The organism is Thermus amyloliquefaciens, from assembly GCF_000744885.1.
Classification (GTDB): Bacteria; Deinococcota; Deinococci; order Deinococcales; family Thermaceae; genus Thermus; species Thermus amyloliquefaciens.
The window spans coordinates 575497-594620 of the sequence record NZ_JQMV01000003.1 but is presented as its reverse complement, the minus strand read 5'-3'; the positions used below and the strand labels follow the sequence as shown (position 1 = coordinate 594620).

Sequence of the window (19124 nt, the reverse complement as noted above, 5' to 3'; positions counted from 1 at the left end):
TCCTAACCCCCGCTATTTTAGCGGCACAAAGGGCAAAGGGCTAAGGGAAGCCGCCGCCTTGCGCCCGCGAACCTCCACAAAGAAGGGCTCCATGGCCTCCTTCTCCACGTAGGCCAGGGCGATGCCCTTTTCCAGAAGGGGCGAGTAGCCCCCGCTGGTCACCCGGCCCACCGCCCGGTCGCCGGCGTATACCCTGTACCCCTCCCGGGGAATCCCCGCCTCCAACACCAGGCCAATGAGCTTATCGGCGCACGGGGAGGCCAGCATCGCCTCCTTGCCGTAAAAGGCCTTTTCCCCCTTCACCACCCAGGCCCAAGGGGTGCAAAGGGGGTTGGTGTCCTCGGTGAGCTCGTGCCCGTAGAGGGGAAAACCCGCCTCCAGCCGGAGGGTGTCCCGGGCCCCGAGGCCACAAGGGGTGGCCCCCGCCTCCCGCAGGGCCTCGAAGACCGCCTCGGCATCCTCCGGGGCCAGGAAGAGCTCAAAGCCATCCTCCCCCGTGTACCCGGTCCGGGCCAGCCGGGCGGGCCGGCCCGCCACCCGGGCGGGGAACACGTCGTTCTTTTTCCGTTGGGCAAGGTCGGCGTCCGTCAATCCCTGGAGGAGGGAGGCCGCCTTGGGCCCCTGGAGGGCGAGAAGGGCGGTTGCCTCGGAGATGTCGGTAAGCTCCACGGCAAAGCCCCGGGAGAGCTCCTTCAGGTGGGCAAAGTCCTTGGCGATGTTGGCGGCGTTCACCACCATCAGGTACTCCTCCTCCGCCAGCCGGTAGAGGTAGATGTCGTCCACCACCCCCCCTCGGGCGTTGGGCAGCATGGAGTACTGCCCCCGGCCCACCCTCAGCCTGGAGGCGTCGTTGGCCGTGGCCCACTGGAGGAAGGCCAGGGCCCCGGGGCCCCGGATGAGGAACTCCCCCATGTGGCTCACGTCAAATAGCCCTGCCCCCCGGCGCACCGCGAGGTGCTCCTCGCGGATGGAGGTGTACTGCAGGGGCAGGGCGTAGCCCGCAAACTCCACCATGCGCCCCCCGTGGCGCAGGTGGGCCCGATAAAGCGGGGTCTCCTTCATGGCAGCCCCATCCTACTAGAAGAACTCCCGCCTGAGGGCCTCGGCGGAGTTGTCCTCCAGGACCTCCTCCCGCTTGGTGGCCCAGGCGGGAAAGGGAAAGCGCACCAAGAGGGGCACGGGGATCTCCGGCTGGGAGAGGATCACCGACCCTTGGGGCAGGATCAGGGCCCGCTGGCGGAAGGAGGGGGGGAGGTGGCGGTACTCGGGCCGCTCGGCCTCGGCGGCATCCAGGCGGCCCACCACCCGGATGGCGGCGTTCCCCACCACCCTCCTTTCCACCTCGCTGGCGGTTTGCTGGGCCCCGATGAGGATCACCCCCAAGGAGCGGCCCCGCTCGGCGATGTCCAGGAGCACGTCCTTGATGGGGCTTTCCTCGTCCCGGGGAGCGTACTTGTTGAGCTCGTCCAGCACCACGAAGACCCGCCCCCGGTACTGGCCCCGCTCCTTCTTGGCGAAGAGGTCGGAGAGGAGGCTCCCCACCACGAACATCTGGCCCTGGGGAGAAAGCTTGGCCAGGTCCACCACATGGACCTGCTCTCCCCCCTCCAGGGGATCCGGCGGGTGGCCCTTCCGGTCCCCCCGGACGAGGTGGCCCACGTTCTCCACGCTGGCCCTTAGGCGCCGGATGAAGGCCTCCAGGGTCCCCCGCGCCTGGCGGGCGACCCAGGTCCGGTCCCCCTCCCCTTCCCCCGTTTCGGGGCCCAAAAGCTTGTACTCCAGGTAGCGCACCAGGTCGGAGAAGCTTTTCAACCGCACCCTGCCCAGGTCGTCAAAGGTGATCCCCTCGGCCAGCTCCCCCTCGGGCCAGTCCGCCACCAAGAGGTGAGGCCCCTTCTGCCCCTCGGCAAGCCGCCTCAGCTTCTCCGTCACGTGGGCCACCAGGAAGCCCAGGTTGGTGAGGGCCCCCTTGTCGGTGAAGAGGAAGGGCAGAAGCCCCTTCTGGGCGAACTGCACCAGGTCCCAGTGGTAGGCCCTCACCCCCTCCAGCCGGGTTTCCACATCGGGGAGGATGCCCTCCCCCTCCTTCCTGGGCGGGGCCCGAAAAGCCACGCTCCCAAAGGGGGTGGGGGGTAGGCCCAGCCTCTCGTAGTCCCTTCTCGCCTCCTCGGATAGGCGCAGGTTGGGCTTGTCCAGGAAGAGGAGGTCCTCCCCCTTCACGTTGAAAAGGAGCACCTTGGCCTGGTGGGCGTCCTCCAGCACGCCGCTTTCCAGGAGGCTCTTGAGGAGGAAGGTGGCATAGCTGGTCTTGGCCGCCACCCCGCTGATCCCCGAGATGTTCACATGCCCCCCCTTCACCCCGTTCAGGAACTCCAGGTTCAGGTAGGCCACCTCCCCGTTCTTCAAGAAACCTGCGGGGAGGGTGGTGCTCCCCCTTTGGTTGCGCATGGCGTCATAGTAGAGGGCAAGCTCCAGGTCCTCCCCTTGGGCCAGGTAGACGGGCGAACCCGGATCTGGGGGAAAGAACTCCTCGGGCAGAATGCGGGTCACGCTCACGTGGGCCACGTAGGCCAGGGAGACGGGGATCTTCCCCTCCACCGCCAGGAAGATGTCGGTGTCAAAGCTTTCCCCCTCGTGGACCTTGGCCACGTGGTCCACCATGCCGAAGTAGCGCACCTTGCCCACCTTGGGGTGGTAGCCCTCCACCACCACCAGGTCGTCCAGGCGCAGAAGCCCTTGGCCCTCCACCCCCACGAAGAACTCCAAGGGGGTGGCCTCCCGGCTACCCAACACCACGCCGACGCGCTCCATCAACCACCTCCCAGATGCCGGGCCAGGAGGCGTCCCACCACCTCCCGGCTACCCATCCTGCGGGCAAGCTCCCGCTCAAGCCCCCCCACGGGCAGGAGGTTCTGCGGGGCCCTGGGGTCCTTCACGGGGTGGGAGGCCAAGGCGGGAAAGAGGCTTAAGGAGAGGTCCGCCAGGGCGCTCGCGCCCTCCTGCAAGGGGGTTTCCACCCGTAAAAGCCCGCTTTCGGGCGGGCGCACCCCCTCCGGGGGTAGGGGCAGGCGCAGGTACCAGCTGGCCAGCGCCTGCCCTCCCCGGTGCACCCGGAACATGGGGGTGCGCTCCCCGGGCTTCAGGGCGAAGAGGAGGGCCTCCTTACCCTCGGGAAGGTAGCGGGCCCAGTGGGTCTTGATGTAGCCCAAAACCGGGTCCCGGCGCCTTAGGCGCACGGGGCCATCCACGATGAGGAGGCCCCCCGTCAGGCCCCCGGCCACCTCCTCCTCCAGGAGGGCCCGGGCCTTCCGCAACCCCTCCTGAAGGGCCGGAAGGGGGTCCCCCGGGCCCGGACCCCCCTCGAGGGGCAGGGGTTCGTACACCAGCCCCCCCAGGCGCAAGGCCTCCTCCAACCCCACCCCCACCCTGCGCACCCGGGTTTCCAGAAGGCCCATGTTCCCTTGCCGATAGACCAGGGCCCCCGCGGCCACGCACCCCAAAAGGGCGAGCCTCCTCCCGTCGGAAAGCACCGCCTCCGCCCGCTCCCGGCCGTCCACGAAGTAGAGGGGTTCGGGCCAGGGGACAGGAGGGGCCCTTCTCGCCTCCCAGGGCGCCTCCAGTGGCTCAAAGCGGGCGGGGTAGCCCTCCTCCCAAACCGCGCCGGAAAGGACCTCCCCTGCCGTGCCCTCGAGGCGGGAAAGCTCCAGGGCGTAAAGCCGCCAGGCCATGCCCCTAGATTACCGGGGCCGGGCGGTAGGGGAGGTACTTGGGCTCCCAGAAGCGGGAGCGCACGAACTCCATGAGCCCCTTGAAGGAGAGGCCCAAAACCCGCTCCTCCTCCGCCACCCCCTCCTCGAGGGCCCTTTGCATCACCCGGGCCGCCACGTAAGGGGAAACCTCCCTTAGCCGGGAGACGGGAGGGTAAAGGAGCTCGGGGAAATGGCTTTGCGTGTAGTCGTAAAGGGCATAGGCCGCCTCCAGCACCATCCCGTCCGTCACCTCCCGGGCCCGGGCCAAAACCGCCCCCAAGCCGAGGCCCGGGAAGATGAAGGCGTTGTTTCCCTGGCCCACGGGGATGGTGCGCCCCATGTAGCCCACCGGGGGGAAGGGGCTTCCGGCGGCCACCAAGGCCTTCCCCTCCGTCCAGTAGATGAGGTCATCGGGAAGGGCCTCGGAGGCGGAGGTGGGGTTGGAGAGGGGAAAGATCACGGGCCGCGGGGTGTTTTCCATCATGGCCCGGACCACGGGCTCGGTGAAGCTTCCCCCCTGGCCGGAAAGGCCCAGGAGGACGGTGGCCCGGGCGTTGCGGATGGTCTCCAAGAGGTTGGGGTAAGCCCCCGAGAACGTCCACCCCGCGATGCGTTCCCGCCGTTGCGCATAGGGTTCCTTGTAGGCCTCCATGCTCCGGCCCTCCACCAGGAGGCCCTTGGAATCCAGCACCAGAACCCGGGCCCGGGCCTCCTCCTCGGAAAGGCCCTCCCGCTTCATGCCCTCCCTTAGGGCCCAGGCCACGCCAATGCCCCCCGCCCCAGCCCCATAGATGACGATGGTCTGCTCCGAAAGCCTCTCCCCCTTCAGGCGGCAGGCGGAGAGCACCCCCGCCAACGCCACCGCCCCCGTGCCCTGGATGTCGTCGTTGAAGGAGGGGACCACCTTGCGGTACCGCTCCAAAACGGTAAAGGCCGTCTCCTTGGCGAAGTCCTCCCACTGGATGAGGGCCTTGGGGTAGCGCCTGCGCACCGCCTCCACGAAGCGGTCCAGGAAGCGGTAGTACGCCTCCCCCCGGAGGCGCCGGTGCCGCACCCCCAGGTAAAGGGGATCCTTGAGGAGGTCCTCCCGGTCCGTGCCCACGTCCAGCTCCACGGGCAGGGTCTTGTCCGGACCCACCCCCCCCGCGGCGGTGTACAGGGTGAGCTTCCCGATGGCGATGGCCATGCCCCCATACCCCTGGTCCCCGATCCCCAGGATGGCGGAGGAGTCCGTGGCCACGATGAGGCGCACCTCCTCCAGGGGGACGTTGGCCAGGGCCTCCTCCACGCGGTCAATGTTGCGGGTGCTGGCGGTGAAGCCCCGGGGGTAGCGGTAGATGTGGGAAAACTCCCGCACCGCCTCCCCCACCGTGGGGGTGTAGAGGATGGGGAGCATCTCCTCCAGGTGGTCCACCACCAGGGCGTAGAAGAGCACCTCGTTGCGGTCCTGGAGGTGGCGCAGGTAGATGTGCTTTTCCAAAGGGCTCTGGATCAGGCGGTAGCGGCGGTAGACCCTTTCCTTCTGCTCCTCCAGGGTGTTCACGTGAGGGGGGAGGAGGCCCTCGAGGCCCAAGGCTCTCCGCTCCTCCTCGGTGAAGGCCGTGCCCTTGTTGAGGAGGGGAAGCCTAAGGAGAAGGAAACCGGAAACATAGGGCTCCAGGTACCGCTCGCCCCGTTCGTCCCGCTTGACGTCGTAATAGCGGCTAACCGGCATAGCCCTATTCTTCCACCGCCAAGGCGGCAGGGCTAGGGTGGAAACGTCCCTTAGGGGAACGCACGGAGGGGTTCGCCCTCCAAGAGGGCCCCGGGGCACCCCAACCGGCAGGAGCCCGGCCCATTGGCCTCCATGGCCCGCCCCTTGGGGCCGGTGCGGGCCAGGCCCGGCCCAAACCCCCTTGGGCCATCATCCCCCCCACCTCACCTCCAGGGGAAGGCCAAAGGCCTCCTGGAAAAGCCCCCCTTGCTTCTCCGCCTCCAGGCGCTCCACCCAGGGATCCTCCTCCGCCTCCAGGGTTAAGCGCACCCTCTCCCCCAGCTCCACCCCCACCCCCTTCACCCGGCCCGAACGGGTGCGCTCCAGCATCTCCGCCAGCCTCAGGAGGCTCGCCAGGCGCAAAAGCCTTTTGCCGTCCCCCCGGGCCAAAAGGCCCCGGTAGCCCCCAAGGGAGGGCTTCCCCCGCCGGTGGTAGCGCACCAGGAGGGCCAGAAGAACCTGCTCCCGGTGGGACGTGCCCAAGAGGGGCTCGGAAAGGACCAGGTAGGCCCCGTGCTTGTGGTGCTCGTGGTAACCCAGGTGCATGCCGATGTCGTGCAGGTGGGCGGCTTCCAGGAGAAGCCGCTCCTCCTCCTGGGCATAGCCGTGCAGGGGCGCAAGCCCCCGGTACAGGGCCAGGGCCAAGGCCTTTACCCGGTCCCGGTGGTCCGCCCGAAAAGGGTAGCGGCGGAAGAGGTTCTCCACGGCAAAGGCCCGGGGATCGGGGAGGAGGTGGGGCGGGGGCCAGAGGTGCTGGAAAAGGGCGCCTTCCCGGATCCCCATCCCGCTCAGCCAGAGGCCCGGGGCCCGGGTGTGGCGCAGGAGGGTGCGAAGGAAGACCAGGGTGGCGGGGAGGGTCTTGGCCCGGTCCGGCTGGAGGCCGGGAAGCTCCGAACGGGCCTTCAAGTTGAGGCTCAGCACGTCCTCGTAAAGCTCCTCCACCCCCTCCCGGGGGAGGTGGTAGCCGTGCACGAAATCCAGGGGATACCCCCGCCTTTTCTGGTGCCACCGGGCGACCGCCCGGACATTCCCCCCCAGGCCCACCAGGGGCAGGCCGGGCTCCAGGGGGAGGGCCTCGAGGTGGGCGGCCACCGCCCGCTCCAGGGCCTTCACCTCCGCCTTGGCGGGGGGATCGGAGCGGAAAAAGGCCTCCGTGAGGCGCAAGGCCCCCAGGGGAAGGGCCCTGCCCCAAAGGAAGCGGCGCCCCTCCATCCGGGAAACCTGGGCGCTACCCCCACCCTGGTCCACCACCAGGGCCTCTGTCAGGGGCAGGGCGTTGGCCACCGCCAAGACCCCCAGCTGGGCCTCCTCCTCCCCGGTGAGGAGCTGGGGGGAAAGCCCCAGGGCCAGGGCCTCCTCGAGGATCTCCCGGCCGTTTTCGCTATCCCGGATGGCGCTGGTGGCCAGGATGCGCACCTGGTCCGGGGCCACCGCACGAAGGAAATCGGCAAAGGCCCTCAGGGCCTTCTTGCCCCGCTCCAGGGCCTGGGGGTGGATCCGCCCCCGGGCAAGCCCCTCCCCCAGGGCCACGGGCTCCCTCAACTCGTCCGCCAGGTGAAAGGAAAGGCCGGGCTCGTACTCGTACACCACCAAGCGGAAGGTGCCCGAGCCCAGGTCCATAACGGCCAGGGAGCGGGGCTTGACCGCCTTCTGATCTTCTTCAGGCGTAATCTTGAACAAATGCACCTCCTACCCGAGGCCAGCTGGCTACAGTTTAACCGCCGGGTCCTGCTGCAAACGGAGCGGCCCGATTTCCCCCTTCTGGAACGGATGCGGTTTCTTGCCATCTGGAACCGCAACCTGGACGAGTTCTTCGCCGCCCGCATCGCCAAGCCTTTCTGGGAAAAGCGGGGAAGCCAGGGCCACCGGGCCCTGCTGGAGGAGGCCCACGCCCAGACCAGGCTGGCCTACCAGCGCTACCAGGCCCTGCTTAGGGAGGCCCGTCCCCGCCTTCAGGTCCTGGAGCCTCAGGACCTGGACGAGGCGGACTGGCTCTACTTCCGGGTGTACCTGGCGGAGGTGGCGGCCCCCCGCACCGACCTCATCCCCTGGGAGGCCGCCTCCGACCTTTCCCACGGGGCCCTCTACTTCGCCTCGGAAGACTACCTGGTGCGCCTGCCCCAGGACCTTCCCCGCCTCCTGCCCATCCCCGGGCGGGAAGGGGCCTACGTGCGCCTGGGGGCCCTGATGCGGGCCCGAAGCGACCTCTTTCTGCCGAAGCCCTCCCCCCTCTACGAGTTCAGGGTGCTCCGCCTCCTGGAAAGCGAACGGGCCCGGGCGGACTGGGATGAGCTGGCCCAGTCCCTCGAGGGGCGCCAGGAGGGGGTGGCCACCTTGCTGGTGGCGGAGGAGGGCTTCCCCGAAGCCTGGCTGGAGGAACTCCGGAGAACCCTGGGGCTCATCCCGGAAGAGGTCTTCCTTCTGCCTCCGCCCCTGAACCTCACCCTGGTGGAAAGGCTGGTGGCCGAGGGCCCCAAGGAGTGGCTCTTCCCCCCTCTAAAGCCCGAAAGGCCGCGGAGCTTCCTGAAAAAGCCCCTGGCCCACCTGGAGGACCGGGACCTCCTCCTCTACCACCCCTTCGCCGACTACGCCGCCGTGGAGCGCTTTGCCCAGGAGGCCCTCTCCCCCGAGGTGACGGAGGTCTGGGCCACCCTCTACCGCATCGGGGAGAAAAACCCCTTGGCCGAGGCCCTCATCCAGGCGGCGCGGGCGGGCAAACGGGTGCACGTGCTCCTCGAGGGGCGGGCCCGCTTTGACGAGCTTCTGAACCTCCACTGGTACCTGCGCTTCCTCCGGGCGGGGGTGGAGGTGCTTCCCCTCCCCGAGCGCAAGGTGCACGCCAAGGCCCTCCTGCTCCTCACCCGCCAGGGAAGGGGGTACGCCCACCTGGGCACGGGCAACTACAACCCCACCAACGGGCGCCTTTACACCGACTTCTCCCTCTTCACGGGGCGCCCGGAGGTGGTGCGGGAGGTGCACGCCTTCTTCCAGGCCATGCGGGCCAGCCTCACCCAGGGGGGTTTTCTGAGCGGGGAAGCCACCCAGGCCCCAAGCCTGCCAACGCCCCTCCTCGAGCCTTCCCCCGCCCTTTCCCTTCTCCGCACCGGGGAGGCCATCCGCCACCTCCTGGTGGAGGAGATCGCCCAGGAGGCCCACCCCCAGGGGCGGGTCATCCTGAAGTTCAACCACCTCACGGACCCCGTGGTCCTGAAGGCCCTGGTCCAGGCCGCCGAGGCGGGGGCCCGGGTGGACCTCTTGGTGCGGAGCACCCTCACCCTCCTCCACCCCGGCTTCCGGGCCAAGAGCCTGGTGGGGAGGTTTTTGGAGCACGCCCGGGTGGCGGCTTTCCGCAGGGGCGGAGCCTGGAAGGTCTACCTCACCAGCGCCGACGCCATGCCTCGGAACTTCCAAAGCCGGTTTGAGCTCCTCTTCCCCGTCTTGGACAAGGAGGCCAAAAAGAAGGTGCTCCGGGTGCTGAAGCGCCAGATCCGGGACGACCGCAACAGCTTCCTCCTCACCCCAAAGGGCGAGGAGGTGCTTTGGGGAGGCCGCCACGATGCGCATCGTGGGTAGAGGGTTTGCCGGGAAGAGGCCCCCCCTTCCGGTGGAGGGGGGTAGGCCCCTGCTTCCGGCCCCCAAAAGCACCTCCCCCCTCGTTGCCGAGGGGGGAGGTTTCGCGTCCTGGGTGGTGGGCGGCGTAGGACTTGAACCTACGACCTCTCGCGTGTGAGGCGAGCCCAGAACCCCCGTCATCTTCCGTTTTTCCCCTTCCAGACGCGGTTTTCTCCAATAGCACTTCCTGGAATTTACTCCGATAGCCGGCCATTTCCGGGGTGATAGACCGGCTGATAAACCGGCTGGCCGTAGAGTCGTTCTAGGAAACATTGAGGAGGCCGAGGAGCCTCGAGGTGCGCCTTCATCAGGCAAGCTCAGATAGTCCCCACCTTTTTCTTGGCCCTATAGGCCGCCTGACGGCATGCGTTGGAGCAGTAGCGCTTGTCCCCCCGGCCCAAAATGCCCCCACCACACCAGACGCATAGACGCTCTTTCTTTCGCGCCTGAGCCAGTTGGAGGAGGGCGAGGTGGTAAACCCCGCCCGTAGCAACCCACTTAGGGGCCGCAAGAGGTAGCTCCGGCTCCTCGGGACGGTTAGAGAAGAAGGGCCAGAACTCACCCCGGCTGTCAAGAACCAGCCCGCTAAGGGCGGCCTCTCTAAGCCAAGCCCGGACTACTTGAGTCTTGGGCTTCTTGCGCCAGAGGGCTTCCAGGACATTCAGGGCCCATAGGGGAATATCAGGTGAGTTACCGGACTGGCTTCTCACTAGGTCATTGGACCCGGAAGCAAACTCTAGCCCGAACCTGGAGAAGACTTCCCGGCGGATTTCCTTGTACGAGTGCCCATCGCTGAGAAGGGGAAGGACGATGCGCCAAGCCCCTACGGCGTAGGCCGCGGCCAACCACGAAACCAAATCCTCCCCCGAAACCAGAGGAGGCCATGCGGCCCTTTCCACCTTGAAGGGGACGAGAAGGCCCGCGTTCTCTGCGGCCCAGAGAACGGCTTCCCGCGTAGGGCTTCCTTTGGCGTAGGGGTTTGAGTCTTTCAACGCCGTCCTGAATACCCGGGACAGGGCCTCAAGAGGCGAAACGGGTTTTCCTTGAGGCAAGTCCTGAGCCAGGAGGGACCTGCGCACGAGCCTGGGGAAGACGCTTCGGGCTGGCCGTTGAAGCACATGTTTCCTCCATGTGCCCCTCTCGGTTGAGAGAAAAGCGACCAAGGGGGAAACCCCCTCCCATTCGGGAAGCTCCTCGGGCCCATCGGCCCAGGCTACGGGCACCCTAACCGGGTGGGCGGTTAGCGTTACGGCTACCGTTACGGATACAGCCATTGCTATTCCCGTTTTACCACGAAAACATGGGGCCATGCACGAGAAGAGGTTGCTCACGCCGGAAGAACTGCGAGATTACCTGGGACGGGACAAAGTTGGGAGGGACCTAAGCTACGAACTTGCCCGGCGCTACGGGGTGCGCTTGGGACGGCGCTGGCTGGTGCCGCTTCGCGTGGCCGAGGCTCTGGCGGAAGGCCGCCTGGAGGAGCTTGAAACCCCCGGGATGGGGCCCCGGGGGCGGTAGGAGGGCACCGTGCGAACGGCTCAACCCCATTCTAGCGCCCTGGTGGCCGCCCAGGCCTACGCCGCGATGGGCTATCGGGTTTTGCCCCTCGCGCCTGGGGAGAAGCGCCCCCACGGGGGCCTGGTGCCCCGCGGCCTCAAGGAGGCCTCCCGGGACCCGGCCACCCTCGAGGCCTGGTGGCGGGTTTGCCCCAAGTGCGGGGTGGGCATCCTGGCCCCGGACCCCGTCCTGGTGCTGGACTTTGACGACCCCGAGGCCTGGGAGCGCCTGAAGGAGGAGCACCCCACCCTCCTGGAGGCCCCCCGGGCCAGGACCCCACGCGGGGGGGTGCACGTCTACCTGTGCCTTCCCCCGGAGGCGGTGGGGCGGCTTTCCGCCAGCGTGAGGGCCATCCCCGGGGTGGACCTTCGGGGACTCGGGAGGAGCTACCTGGTGGCCCCTCCCACGACCCTCCCCACGGGAGCCTACGTCTGGGAGGTGCCCTTGAGGAGGCCGGAGGAGCTTCCCCCGGTGCCTGCCCCCCTCCTGGCCCGGCTCCTCCCCCCGCCGCCTCCTCCTCCCAGGAGCGTGTGGACTCCCGAGGGGGGGACGAGCCCCAAGCGCCTGCAGGCCCTTCTCCAGGCCTACGCCGCCCAAGTGGCCCGCACCCCGGAGGGGCAGAGGCACAACACCCTCATCCGCTACGCCGTGGCCGCCGGGGGGCTCCTCCCCCACGGCCTGGACCCCCGGGAGGCGGAGGAGGCCCTGGTGGCCGCCGCCATGAGCGCCGGACTCCCCGAGGCCGAAGCCCGGGCCGCCGCGAGGTGGGGGCTGGAGGTGGGGGCTTCCCGCCCCCTGGCCTTGGAGCCCTCTCTTGCCCCCTCCGGGCCCCGCACCTACCGGGCCCGCGTCTACGCCCGGATGAGGAGGTGGGCATGACCTTCCAAGACCTCCTCAAGCGGGTGGGAGAAGCCAAGGCGGAAACCCTTCCCGCCCTTCTCCCCGAGCTCTTCAAGGCTGTCTACGAGGGGGGCTTCCTGGATGCCGAGGTGGAAGCCCTCTTCCTGGCCCTCAAGAAGAAGACCGGGGTGAGCGTGGCCGCCCTCCGGAAGGACTGGGCCCGCTACCGGGCCACGCGGGACGCTCAGGCCCGGGAGGAGGAAGCGCCTCCCATCACTCCCGAAGCCCGGGAAGCCGCCCGGGAACTCTCCGAGGACCCCGCCCTGCTCCACCGCGCCATCCGCACCATCGGGGAGCTTGGGGTGGTGGGGGAGGAGGAGAACCGGGGGCTTCTCTACCTGGCCTTCCTTTCCGCCAGGACGGAAGCCCCCATCAGCGTCCTGGTCAAGGGGCGTTCCTCCTCGGGGAAGTCCTTCCTGGTGAAGCAGACCCTGGCCCTCATCCCCCCTCGGGGCTACTACGAGCTTTCCAGCATGAGCGCCAAGGCCCTGGTGTACGCGGATGTGGACTTCCGGCACCGCCACCTGGTGCTCTACGAGGAGGACGGGCTGAACTCCGAGGAAGTCCTGTACTTGGTGCGCACCCTCCTCTCGGAAGGGCAAATCCGCTACCTGACCGTGGAGAAGACCCCCCAGGGGCGCATGGCCGCCCGGGAAATCGTCCGCCCCGGCCCCACCGGGCTCATCACCACGCTCACCAAGGGGCTCACCAAGGAGGACAACGAAACGCGCACCTTCTCCCTCTACTTGGACGACAGCAAGGCCCACACCCTCCGGGTGGTCCAGGCCCTGGCGGAACGGGAGGCCAGAGGGGACCTTCCCGAGGTGGACCCTACCCCCTGGCACGCCCTCTACGAGCTCCTTCCTCAGAAGGAGGTGGTGGTCCCTTACGCCCCGGCCATCGCCCGGCTCCTGGAGGCCCAGGACCTCCCCGAGGACCTGACCCGGCTTCGGAGGGACTTTGGCCGCTTCCTCACCCTGGTCAAGGTGGTGGCCCTCCTCCACCACGCCCGGAGGGAAGCGCGGGAGGGGCGCTTGGTGGCCGCCCTGGAGGACTACGCCCTGGCCTATCACCTGGCCGCGCGCCCCCTGGCCCGGAGCGTCCACACCGTGAGCCCGCAGGCCCTGGCCCTGGCCGTGGCCGTGCGGGAGGTGCACGAGGCCAAGGTGGAGGAGGCCGCCGGGAAGAACGTTCCCGAGGGGGCCGTGGCCGTCTACGTGAAGGAGTTGGCCCGGCACCTGCGGTGGGCCAAGCGCACCGTGCAGAAGTGGGTGGACCAGGCCGAAGCCGCCGGGCTGGTGGACGTGCAGAGGGACGGGAACCGCCTGGCCATCCGCCCCGTTGAGGGCGCGCCCCTGGAGGAGGCCGCTTTTCGGCTCCTCCCCGAGCCCGAGCGGCTGGCCCGGGAGCTGGGGGAAGGGGGGAGCTACGTGCACCCCCTCACCGGGGAAACGTGCGTGCTCTCTCTCCCCCAAACCGCGTGCGCGTTCTCCCCGAAAACCGAGGAAAACGCCCTCCAGGACGAGGAAAACCAACGCGCACGCCATGCGCACGACCGCGCACGCCCCCCCGAGGAACGCCGTCTAGGAGAGGAAAACCCCCGTGCGCGTTCGGAAGTGCCTTCCCCATCGCAAGAACCGGAAGAACGCGCACGCCGCGCCCTGGCGGAGGTGGCCCAAGGGCTTGGGGGGCGCGTCTTTCGCATCACCGCCCCCCGCCCCCAGCCCGAGGAGGACGAGGTGGAGGTGGAGCTGTGAGCCCCTGGCGCAAGCTCATCACCCTGGCCCCGGACCTCGCGGCCAAGGTGCGGGCCATGCGCCCGCCCAAGCTCCGGGTGGTGGCCGATGGCCGGGTGCTCTACTGGGCTCTGGCCATGCCGGAGGAGGAGGACCTAGAGGCCCACGCCGCCTGGCCCGGGCAGAACGCCCCGAGCTTGGAGGCTTGGCTGGTGGAGCGCCTGGCCTTCCTGGAGGAGGCCTGGCCCGGAGCCCAGGAGGTGGAGCTTCTGGGGGTCTGGGCCGGAAACCCGCCCCGGCTTGAGCCCATCGCCCGGGCCCGGGTGAAGCGGCGTGAGGAGGTAGGAGCGTGAGGCGCGTGCGCGTTTTCCCGGGAACGCCGTCCTGGACGAGGAAGAAAACGCGCACGCACCCTGTGCCGTCCAGGACGGGGCTTCTCCCCCATGCGTGCGCATCCGTGCGCATAGCGTGCGCGAGGGTTTTGCCCGTGCAGGACGCGATAAACCCCCCGTTAGGAGGGGAACGCGCACGCGCTTTCGGGGAGATAGCGCACGCGAAAAGCGCCCCCTGCCTGGGGGTAGAGGTGGAGGTGCCCCATGCGGGCCATTGACGAGGCCGAAGAGGTTTTTTCTTCTAGCCTCTTCGGCAAGGAGGTTAGACGATGGGGCAAATCAAGGACCTGGACCTGGCACTTCGGGCCGCCCTCGGGGCGGGGAGGCGCGGCCCTCTCCCCGGGCTGGGGAGAGGGCCGGGAAGGCCCTGGGAGGGGATTGCCGAACGAACCCCCCAAATCTGGGCCGCGTGGCTGGCGGAGTGGTGGCGGATGAAGACGGGCCGCCCCCTCCCCGAGAGGCCGCCCGTTTGCCTGGCCTTCGGGGAGCAAGTGGTGCGCCTAAAGGGGGTGAGGCACCCCTTCGGGGTGGAGTGGGTCTTCGTCTGCCCCGGGTGCGGGGGGAACCGCCGGGTGCTCTACCTGGTCCACCGGGGGCTCCTCTGCAGGAAGTGCGCCCACCTGGGCTACCTCTCACAGGCCCGGAGAGGGGGGAAGGACCGGGCCCTGGACCTTGGCCTGCCCATGTGGGGGAGGTACGCCCTCCGGGCCTTCCCCGAGGCCCTGGCCGAGGACCTGGGCAAAGACTTCCGCAAGGCGCTGGAAGCCCTCTTCTCCGGGCTCAAGCTCAAGGAGGTGGAAGATGAGGAAGGCGAAGGCGAAGCCGAAGTGGACTGAGCGGTACGAGGCCGCCCGCGCCCGGTGGCAAGAGGCCGAGGCCTGGCGCACGCGCCTGGCCGGGCTTGGGGGCAAGGCCGTGGCGGTCCTGGAGAAGGCCCTGGAGGAGGCGGAAGGCCTCAACCCGGAGCACAAGGCCCGGGTGGCCGCCCTGGCCCTCAAGCTGGCCCTGGCCGCCGCGCCGAAGGCGGAGCCCCATCCCCTCTCCTTCACCGCGGCGGAGTGGCCCTTGGACGAGGAGGGGTAGCCCTCTTTGGAAAACGGCCCGCCCTGGGAAGGCCCAGAACCCCCCTCACGCGTGGGGAGGAGAACCTTACCCCCGCCGGAAAGTTGCGCAAACTTTCGCCTGGGGAAAAGCCCTGGAGCAAACCCCCAGGCTACCCCGGCAAGCCGTCAACCCTTGACGGGAAGCCCGGGCCACACCCCCACATGCGCGAAATCAAGCTTTCGCGAATGAACACCCATCTCTACCCCCCTCCGGGCTTCTGTGGTATCTTACGGGCATGCAAGGAGAAGTCTTGACCGTGGCGGAGGTGGCCAAGCTCCTCCGGGTTAGCCGCAAGACGGTGGAAAAGCTCATCTACGCCAAGAAGCTCCACGCGGTGAAGGTGGGCCGGGTTTGGCGCATCCCGAGGGCCGCCGTGGAGGCGTTCTTGGGGGGGAAGGAGTACCGTGAACCTTAGAAAGCTCTGGTCCTGGCTTCGCTTCGCCAAGATGCTGGCCCGGGGCCGGGTGGGCAAGCGGTGGGCCCTACGCCGGGCCCGGTGGCTTTGGCGCAAGGGAAGGAAGCGTAGGAGGTGGTGATGCGAAGGCGCGGCAAAGGGGGCGGAAGCGTCTTCTACCACGAGGGCAAGGGGAAGTGGGTGGCCCAGCTCACCTGGGTAGACCCCGCCACGGGCCGGAAGGTCAAGCGGGAGAAGCATTGCGAAACCCGCAAGGAGGCCGAAAGGGCCCTGGCGGATATGGTGGCCGCCCAGGCCAAGGGGCTCCTCACCGACCCTTCCAGGCTCACCACGCGGGACTTCGCCCTGGAGTACCTGAAGCGCCTGGAGCGGGAGGGGCTTAGGCCGAACTCCATCCGCCTGGCCTTGGACGAGCTGGCCCACGCCCTCCCCTCCCTCAAGGACCCCAAGGCCCACGACCCCCTGGGCCGCATGCGGCTCCAGGAGGTGAAGCCGGTCCATGTGCGGGCCGCCGTGGACCGGGTGGTGGAAGCAGGCTACGCCCCCCGCACCGTGGGCCGGGTGCTCATGCGGCTCAAGGCCCTCTTCCGGGAGGCCCTACGGCTGGAACTGGTGGCCAGAAACCCCGCCGAAGCCGTGAAGGTGCGCCTGCCCAAGGGGGAGAAGGCGGCCAGGGCCCTGGAGCCCCACGAGGTGGCCCGGCTTCTGGAGGCCGCCGAAGCCTCCCGGTCCAAGGACATGGCCCTGCTCCTCCGGCTCATGCTGGAAACCGGGCTCCGCCGGGGCGAGGCCCTGGCCCTGCAATGGCGGGACATAGACCTGGAGGCCGGGGAGCTTACCGTGGGACGGGCTTGGGTAAAGGTGGCCGGAAGGGGAGCCTTCTCCGAGCCCAAGACCCCCACGGCCAAGCGCAAGGTGCCCTTGCCCCGTGGCCTCCTCCTTCGCCTGAAGGCCCGGAGGGAGGAGCTTCTGGCGAGGCTCACCCCGGAGGAGGTGGACGGGCTCTTCCTGGTGGGCGGGGTAAAGCCCGTGGATCCGGACGCGTTCAACCACTACCTGCGCCGCCTGGCGGAAAGGGCGGGCCTGGGCCGGGTGAGGGTGCACGACCTCAGGCACACCTGGGCCACCCTGGCCCTCTCCCGGGGCGTGCCCCTGGAGGTGGTGAGTGAGCGGCTGGGCCACGCCAGCCCCACCATCACCCTGAATGTGTACCGCCACCTTCTGGAGGAGGAGCGCCGGGGGTGGGTGCTGGACCTGGAAGAACTTCTCTACCCCGCCCCCCGCGCCCAAGCCTGAACGGATAGACCGGCTGATAAACCGGCTAAAGGGTTTCCCCCCACGCTACCGTGGGGGGAAGCTTTGCGTCCTGGAGCTGGTGGGCGGCGTAGGACTTGAACCTACGACCTCTCGCGTGTGAGGCGAGCGCTCTTCCGCTGAGCTAGCCGCCCCCAAGCCTTTTGCAGGGTAGCACGGGCCAAGGAGGCCTGTCAAGCAAAGGCCCTGACCTTTCTCTGACAAGGCCCAGGCTAGACTAAGGGCGTGGCCACGGTCCTTGTGGTGGAGGACGAGCCGGCGGTGCGGCTAGGGGTGCGGCTGGCCCTGGAGCGGGCCGGGCACCGGGTGCTGGAAGCCGCCACCTCCCAGGAAGCCTGGCCAAGGTTGCGGGAGGCGGAAGCCGTGATCCTGGACTGGATGCTCCCCGACGAACCCGGCACCCGGCTCCTGGAACGCATGCGCCAAGGAGCCTACCCCGACCTTCCCGTCCTCATGCTCACCGCCCGGGCCGAGGTGCGGGACCGGGTGGAGGGGCTTTCCCGAGGGGCCGACGACTACCTGGTCAAGCCCTTCGCCACCGAGGAGCTTTTGGCCCGCCTCGAGGCCCTCTTAAGGCGCTCGGGCAAGCGGCAGGTGCTCCGGCGAGGGCCCCTGCTTTTGGACCTGGACCGCAAGGAGGCCAGCCTGGAAGGCCGGCCGCTACCCCTCACCCGCCGGGAGTTTGAGCTCTTGGCCTTCCTGGCCCAGCGCCCGGGCCGGGTCTACTCCCGGGAGGAACTCCTGGAGGCGGTGTGGGGCCAGGACTACCTGGGTACCCCGAGAACCGTGGACCAGCACGTGCTCCAGCTCCGGGAAAAGCTGGGGGAGGACCCCAAGGCCCCGCGCTTTCTGGAAACCGTTCGGGGCATGGGGTACCGCTTCAAGGTGGTCCCCCAGGGGGAAGAACCCACCCCTGGGGCAAGGCCTTTTGAGGGGGAGGGGTGAAGGAGCTTCTGGCCGAGGCCTGGGAGGAGGCCTTGGAGGGCCTGGTCCTGCACCAGGATAGGCAGGTCCTCTACCTGAACCCCAAGGCGGCGATGCTTTTGGAGGTGAGCCGGGAAAAGGTGGTGGGCCGCCCCCTCCTCCTGGCCCTTCGCGACCACCGCCTCGAGGCCCTGGCCCTCCACGGAGGGGAGCGCACCCTGGAGGTGCGGGGCCGCACCCTAAGGGCCAAGGCCCTTCCCGGCAGGCTCTACCTCCTGGACGAAACGGAGCCCCAGCGGCGCCTGGAGGCCCTGGAGGAGGCCACCCAGGCCCTGGCCCACGAGCTCCGCACCCCCCTGGCGGGGATGGGACCCCTCCTCGAGGCCCTGACCCCCAGGACCCCCCAGGAAAAGGAGGTGCTGGACCTCCTCAAGGCGGAGGTCGCCCGGCTTTCCCGTCTGGTGCGGGATCTCTCCCTCACCCAGCCCGGCCCCAAGCGAACCTTTGTTCTGGAGGAGCTCTGGCCCCGGCTGGAAAAGCTCCTCGGGGAACGGCTAAGGGAGCGGCGGGTGGAGGTAAGGCTCCCCCACACCCTCCACACCGACCCCGAGGCCCTCTTCCAGATCCTCCTCAACCTTCTGGACAACGCCCTCAAGTACGGCCGTGACCCCATCCGCCTCCTTTCCCGGGAGGAGGAAGGCCGCCTATGGGTGGAGGTGCGCGACCAGGGGCCCGAACTCCCCGACTACCACGCCCTTTTCCTTCCCCGCCACCGGGGTTTCCAGGGAGGCGCCGGGCAGGGCCTGGGGCTCTACCTGGTGCGCCGCATCGCCCAGGGCCTGGGCGGAGAGGCCTATGCCCAAAGGGAGGGGGCGGAAAACGTTTTCGGCGTCAGCTTTCCCCTAAACTGAGGCAAGGAGGCGGCATGCGCGAGGTACTGGATAAGGCCTTGAACGAGCTGGTGGAGGAAACCCTAAGGATGCTCTCCTTGGTCCGGCAGATGACCCAGGAGGCCACCGAGGCCCTGGTGGAAGGGAATAAGGCCAAAGCGGAAGGCGTCATCGCCAAGGACCAGGAGGTGGACGCCCTGGAGGTGAAGATCGAAAACCAGGCCATAACCATCATCGCCCGGCACCAACCGGTGGCCTCGGACCTCCGCCTCATCTTCACGGTCATCAAGGCCCTAACCGATCTGGAGCGGGCTGGGGACTACGCCATGCACGTGGCCGAAGACGCCTTGTTGCTGGCCCAGGAACCCCCCCTGAAGCGCTACGTGATCCTCCAGGAGATGGCCAAGCGGCTCCTGGAGATGATGGATACCCTGGGCAAGGCGATGGCCGAAAGGGATCCTTCCCTGGCCCGCCAGGTCCTGGAGATGGACGACCAGGTGGACGGGCTCTACGAGGAGATCACCCGGGAGCTCATCACCTACATGATGGAGGACGCCCGCACCCTCACCAAGGCCCTGACCCTCATGCGGGTGGCCCGCAGCTACGAGCGCCTGGGGGACCACCTGGAAAACGTGGCGGAAAGGGTCATCTACTGGCTCACCGGGGAGGTGTACAAGTCTCCAGAGGACGTCTACTGAGGGCCAGGCCCGAACCGGAGGGGGCTCTTGGGAATGCGGCTTCCCGCCCCCATCCGGGCCCAGGCCCCGGCACGCCCGCA

19 protein-coding genes and 1 tRNA gene are annotated in these 19124 nt (G+C 68.6%); 13 read left to right on the top strand and 7 right to left on the bottom strand.

The genetic code is table 11. The features are described from left to right. Window positions 1-12: 12 nt before the first annotated feature. The 5 genes from gcvT to BS74_RS03460 all read right to left on the bottom strand — a co-directional run bounded on the left by gcvT (window position 13) and on the right by BS74_RS03460 (window position 7182). Window positions 13-1062: a glycine cleavage system aminomethyltransferase GcvT gene (gene gcvT, locus BS74_RS03480; protein WP_038056097.1), complete on the bottom strand. Its 1050-nt coding sequence runs from the start codon at window positions 1060-1062 to the stop codon at window positions 13-15. A 15-nt stretch (window positions 1063-1077) separates the two neighbouring features. Then, window positions 1078-2811: an ATP-binding protein gene (locus BS74_RS03475; protein WP_038056095.1), complete on the bottom strand. Its 1734-nt coding sequence runs from the start codon at window positions 2809-2811 to the stop codon at window positions 1078-1080. Continuing rightward, entirely contained in the window at window positions 2811-3728 is a 918-nt protein-coding gene (locus tag BS74_RS03470) for a DNA double-strand break repair nuclease NurA (protein WP_038056093.1), read from the bottom strand. The genes BS74_RS03475 and BS74_RS03470 overlap by 1 nt, the downstream gene beginning before the upstream one ends. A 4-nt stretch (window positions 3729-3732) precedes the next feature. After that, window positions 3733-5463 (bottom strand): NAD-dependent malic enzyme, encoded by a 1731-nt coding sequence (locus BS74_RS03465; protein WP_038056089.1) that lies wholly within the window; start codon window positions 5461-5463, stop codon window positions 3733-3735. 189 nt (window positions 5464-5652) lie between these two features. Beyond that, a complete protein-coding gene (locus tag BS74_RS03460; RefSeq protein ID WP_038056087.1) occupies window positions 5653-7182 on the bottom strand; it encodes a Ppx/GppA family phosphatase in 1530 nt (509 codons plus the stop codon). On the opposite strand from BS74_RS03460, the gene BS74_RS03455 reads away from it, so the two are divergent. Next, on the top strand, window positions 7183-9075 hold the full coding sequence (locus BS74_RS03455) for a polyphosphate kinase (RefSeq protein ID WP_038056084.1): 1893 nt from the start codon (window positions 7183-7185) through the stop codon (window positions 9073-9075). A 356-nt stretch (window positions 9076-9431) separates the two neighbouring features. Here BS74_RS03455 and BS74_RS03445 read toward each other — a convergent pair whose 3' ends face one another. Beyond that, window positions 9432-10277, bottom strand: a complete 846-nt coding sequence (locus BS74_RS03445; protein ID WP_185747682.1) for a hypothetical protein — start codon at window positions 10275-10277, stop codon at window positions 9432-9434. A 145-nt stretch (window positions 10278-10422) separates the two neighbouring features. Between BS74_RS03445 and BS74_RS03440 the strand changes: the two genes are divergently transcribed. The 9 genes from BS74_RS03440 to BS74_RS03405 all read left to right on the top strand — a co-directional run bounded on the left by BS74_RS03440 (window position 10423) and on the right by BS74_RS03405 (window position 16514). Then, window positions 10423-10632, top strand: a complete 210-nt coding sequence (locus BS74_RS03440) for a hypothetical protein (protein ID WP_038032614.1) — start codon at window positions 10423-10425, stop codon at window positions 10630-10632. A 9-nt stretch (window positions 10633-10641) separates the two neighbouring features. Next, a complete protein-coding gene (locus tag BS74_RS03435; RefSeq protein WP_038056080.1) occupies window positions 10642-11550 on the top strand; it encodes a bifunctional DNA primase/polymerase in 909 nt (302 codons plus the stop codon). Continuing rightward, window positions 11547-13328, top strand: a complete 1782-nt coding sequence (locus tag BS74_RS03430) for a hypothetical protein (protein WP_038056078.1) — start codon at window positions 11547-11549, stop codon at window positions 13326-13328. The genes BS74_RS03435 and BS74_RS03430 overlap by 4 nt, the downstream gene beginning before the upstream one ends. Next, on the top strand, window positions 13325-13660 hold the full coding sequence (locus BS74_RS03425) for a hypothetical protein (RefSeq protein WP_038056076.1): 336 nt from the start codon (window positions 13325-13327) through the stop codon (window positions 13658-13660). Before BS74_RS03430 ends, BS74_RS03425 begins: the two co-directional genes overlap by 4 nt. Window positions 13661-13968: 308 nt before the next feature. Next, entirely contained in the window at window positions 13969-14535 is a 567-nt protein-coding gene (locus BS74_RS03420) for a hypothetical protein (protein WP_038056074.1), read from the top strand. Beyond that, on the top strand, window positions 14501-14782 hold the full coding sequence (locus tag BS74_RS03415; protein ID WP_038056072.1) for a hypothetical protein: 282 nt from the start codon (window positions 14501-14503) through the stop codon (window positions 14780-14782). The genes BS74_RS03420 and BS74_RS03415 overlap by 35 nt, the downstream gene beginning before the upstream one ends. Window positions 14783-15038: 256 nt before the next feature. Beyond that, entirely contained in the window at window positions 15039-15218 is a 180-nt protein-coding gene (locus tag BS74_RS03410; protein ID WP_038056070.1) for a helix-turn-helix domain-containing protein, read from the top strand. After that, window positions 15208-15339 (top strand): hypothetical protein, encoded by a 132-nt coding sequence (locus tag BS74_RS12935; RefSeq protein ID WP_015716574.1) that lies wholly within the window; start codon window positions 15208-15210, stop codon window positions 15337-15339. Before BS74_RS03410 ends, BS74_RS12935 begins: the two co-directional genes overlap by 11 nt. Beyond that, window positions 15339-16514, top strand: a complete 1176-nt coding sequence (locus BS74_RS03405; RefSeq protein ID WP_015716573.1) for a site-specific integrase — start codon at window positions 15339-15341, stop codon at window positions 16512-16514. Before BS74_RS12935 ends, BS74_RS03405 begins: the two co-directional genes overlap by 1 nt. 77 nt (window positions 16515-16591) lie before the next feature. On the opposite strand, the gene BS74_RS03400 is transcribed toward BS74_RS03405, so the two are convergent. Continuing rightward, window positions 16592-16666 (bottom strand) — tRNA-Val (locus BS74_RS03400). A 91-nt stretch (window positions 16667-16757) separates the two neighbouring features. Here BS74_RS03400 and BS74_RS03395 point away from each other — a divergent pair. From BS74_RS03395 to phoU, 3 genes are read left to right on the top strand one after another with little or no spacing between them, the layout of a single operon-like run. Next, window positions 16758-17477 (top strand): response regulator transcription factor, encoded by a 720-nt coding sequence (locus BS74_RS03395; protein WP_038056069.1) that lies wholly within the window; start codon window positions 16758-16760, stop codon window positions 17475-17477. After that, window positions 17474-18367: a sensor histidine kinase gene (locus tag BS74_RS03390; protein ID WP_038056068.1), complete on the top strand. Its 894-nt coding sequence runs from the start codon at window positions 17474-17476 to the stop codon at window positions 18365-18367. Before BS74_RS03395 ends, BS74_RS03390 begins: the two co-directional genes overlap by 4 nt. 14 nt (window positions 18368-18381) lie before the next feature. Then, on the top strand, window positions 18382-19044 hold the full coding sequence (gene phoU / locus BS74_RS03385) for a phosphate signaling complex protein PhoU (protein WP_038056067.1): 663 nt from the start codon (window positions 18382-18384) through the stop codon (window positions 19042-19044). Window positions 19045-19124: the final 80 nt, after the last annotated feature.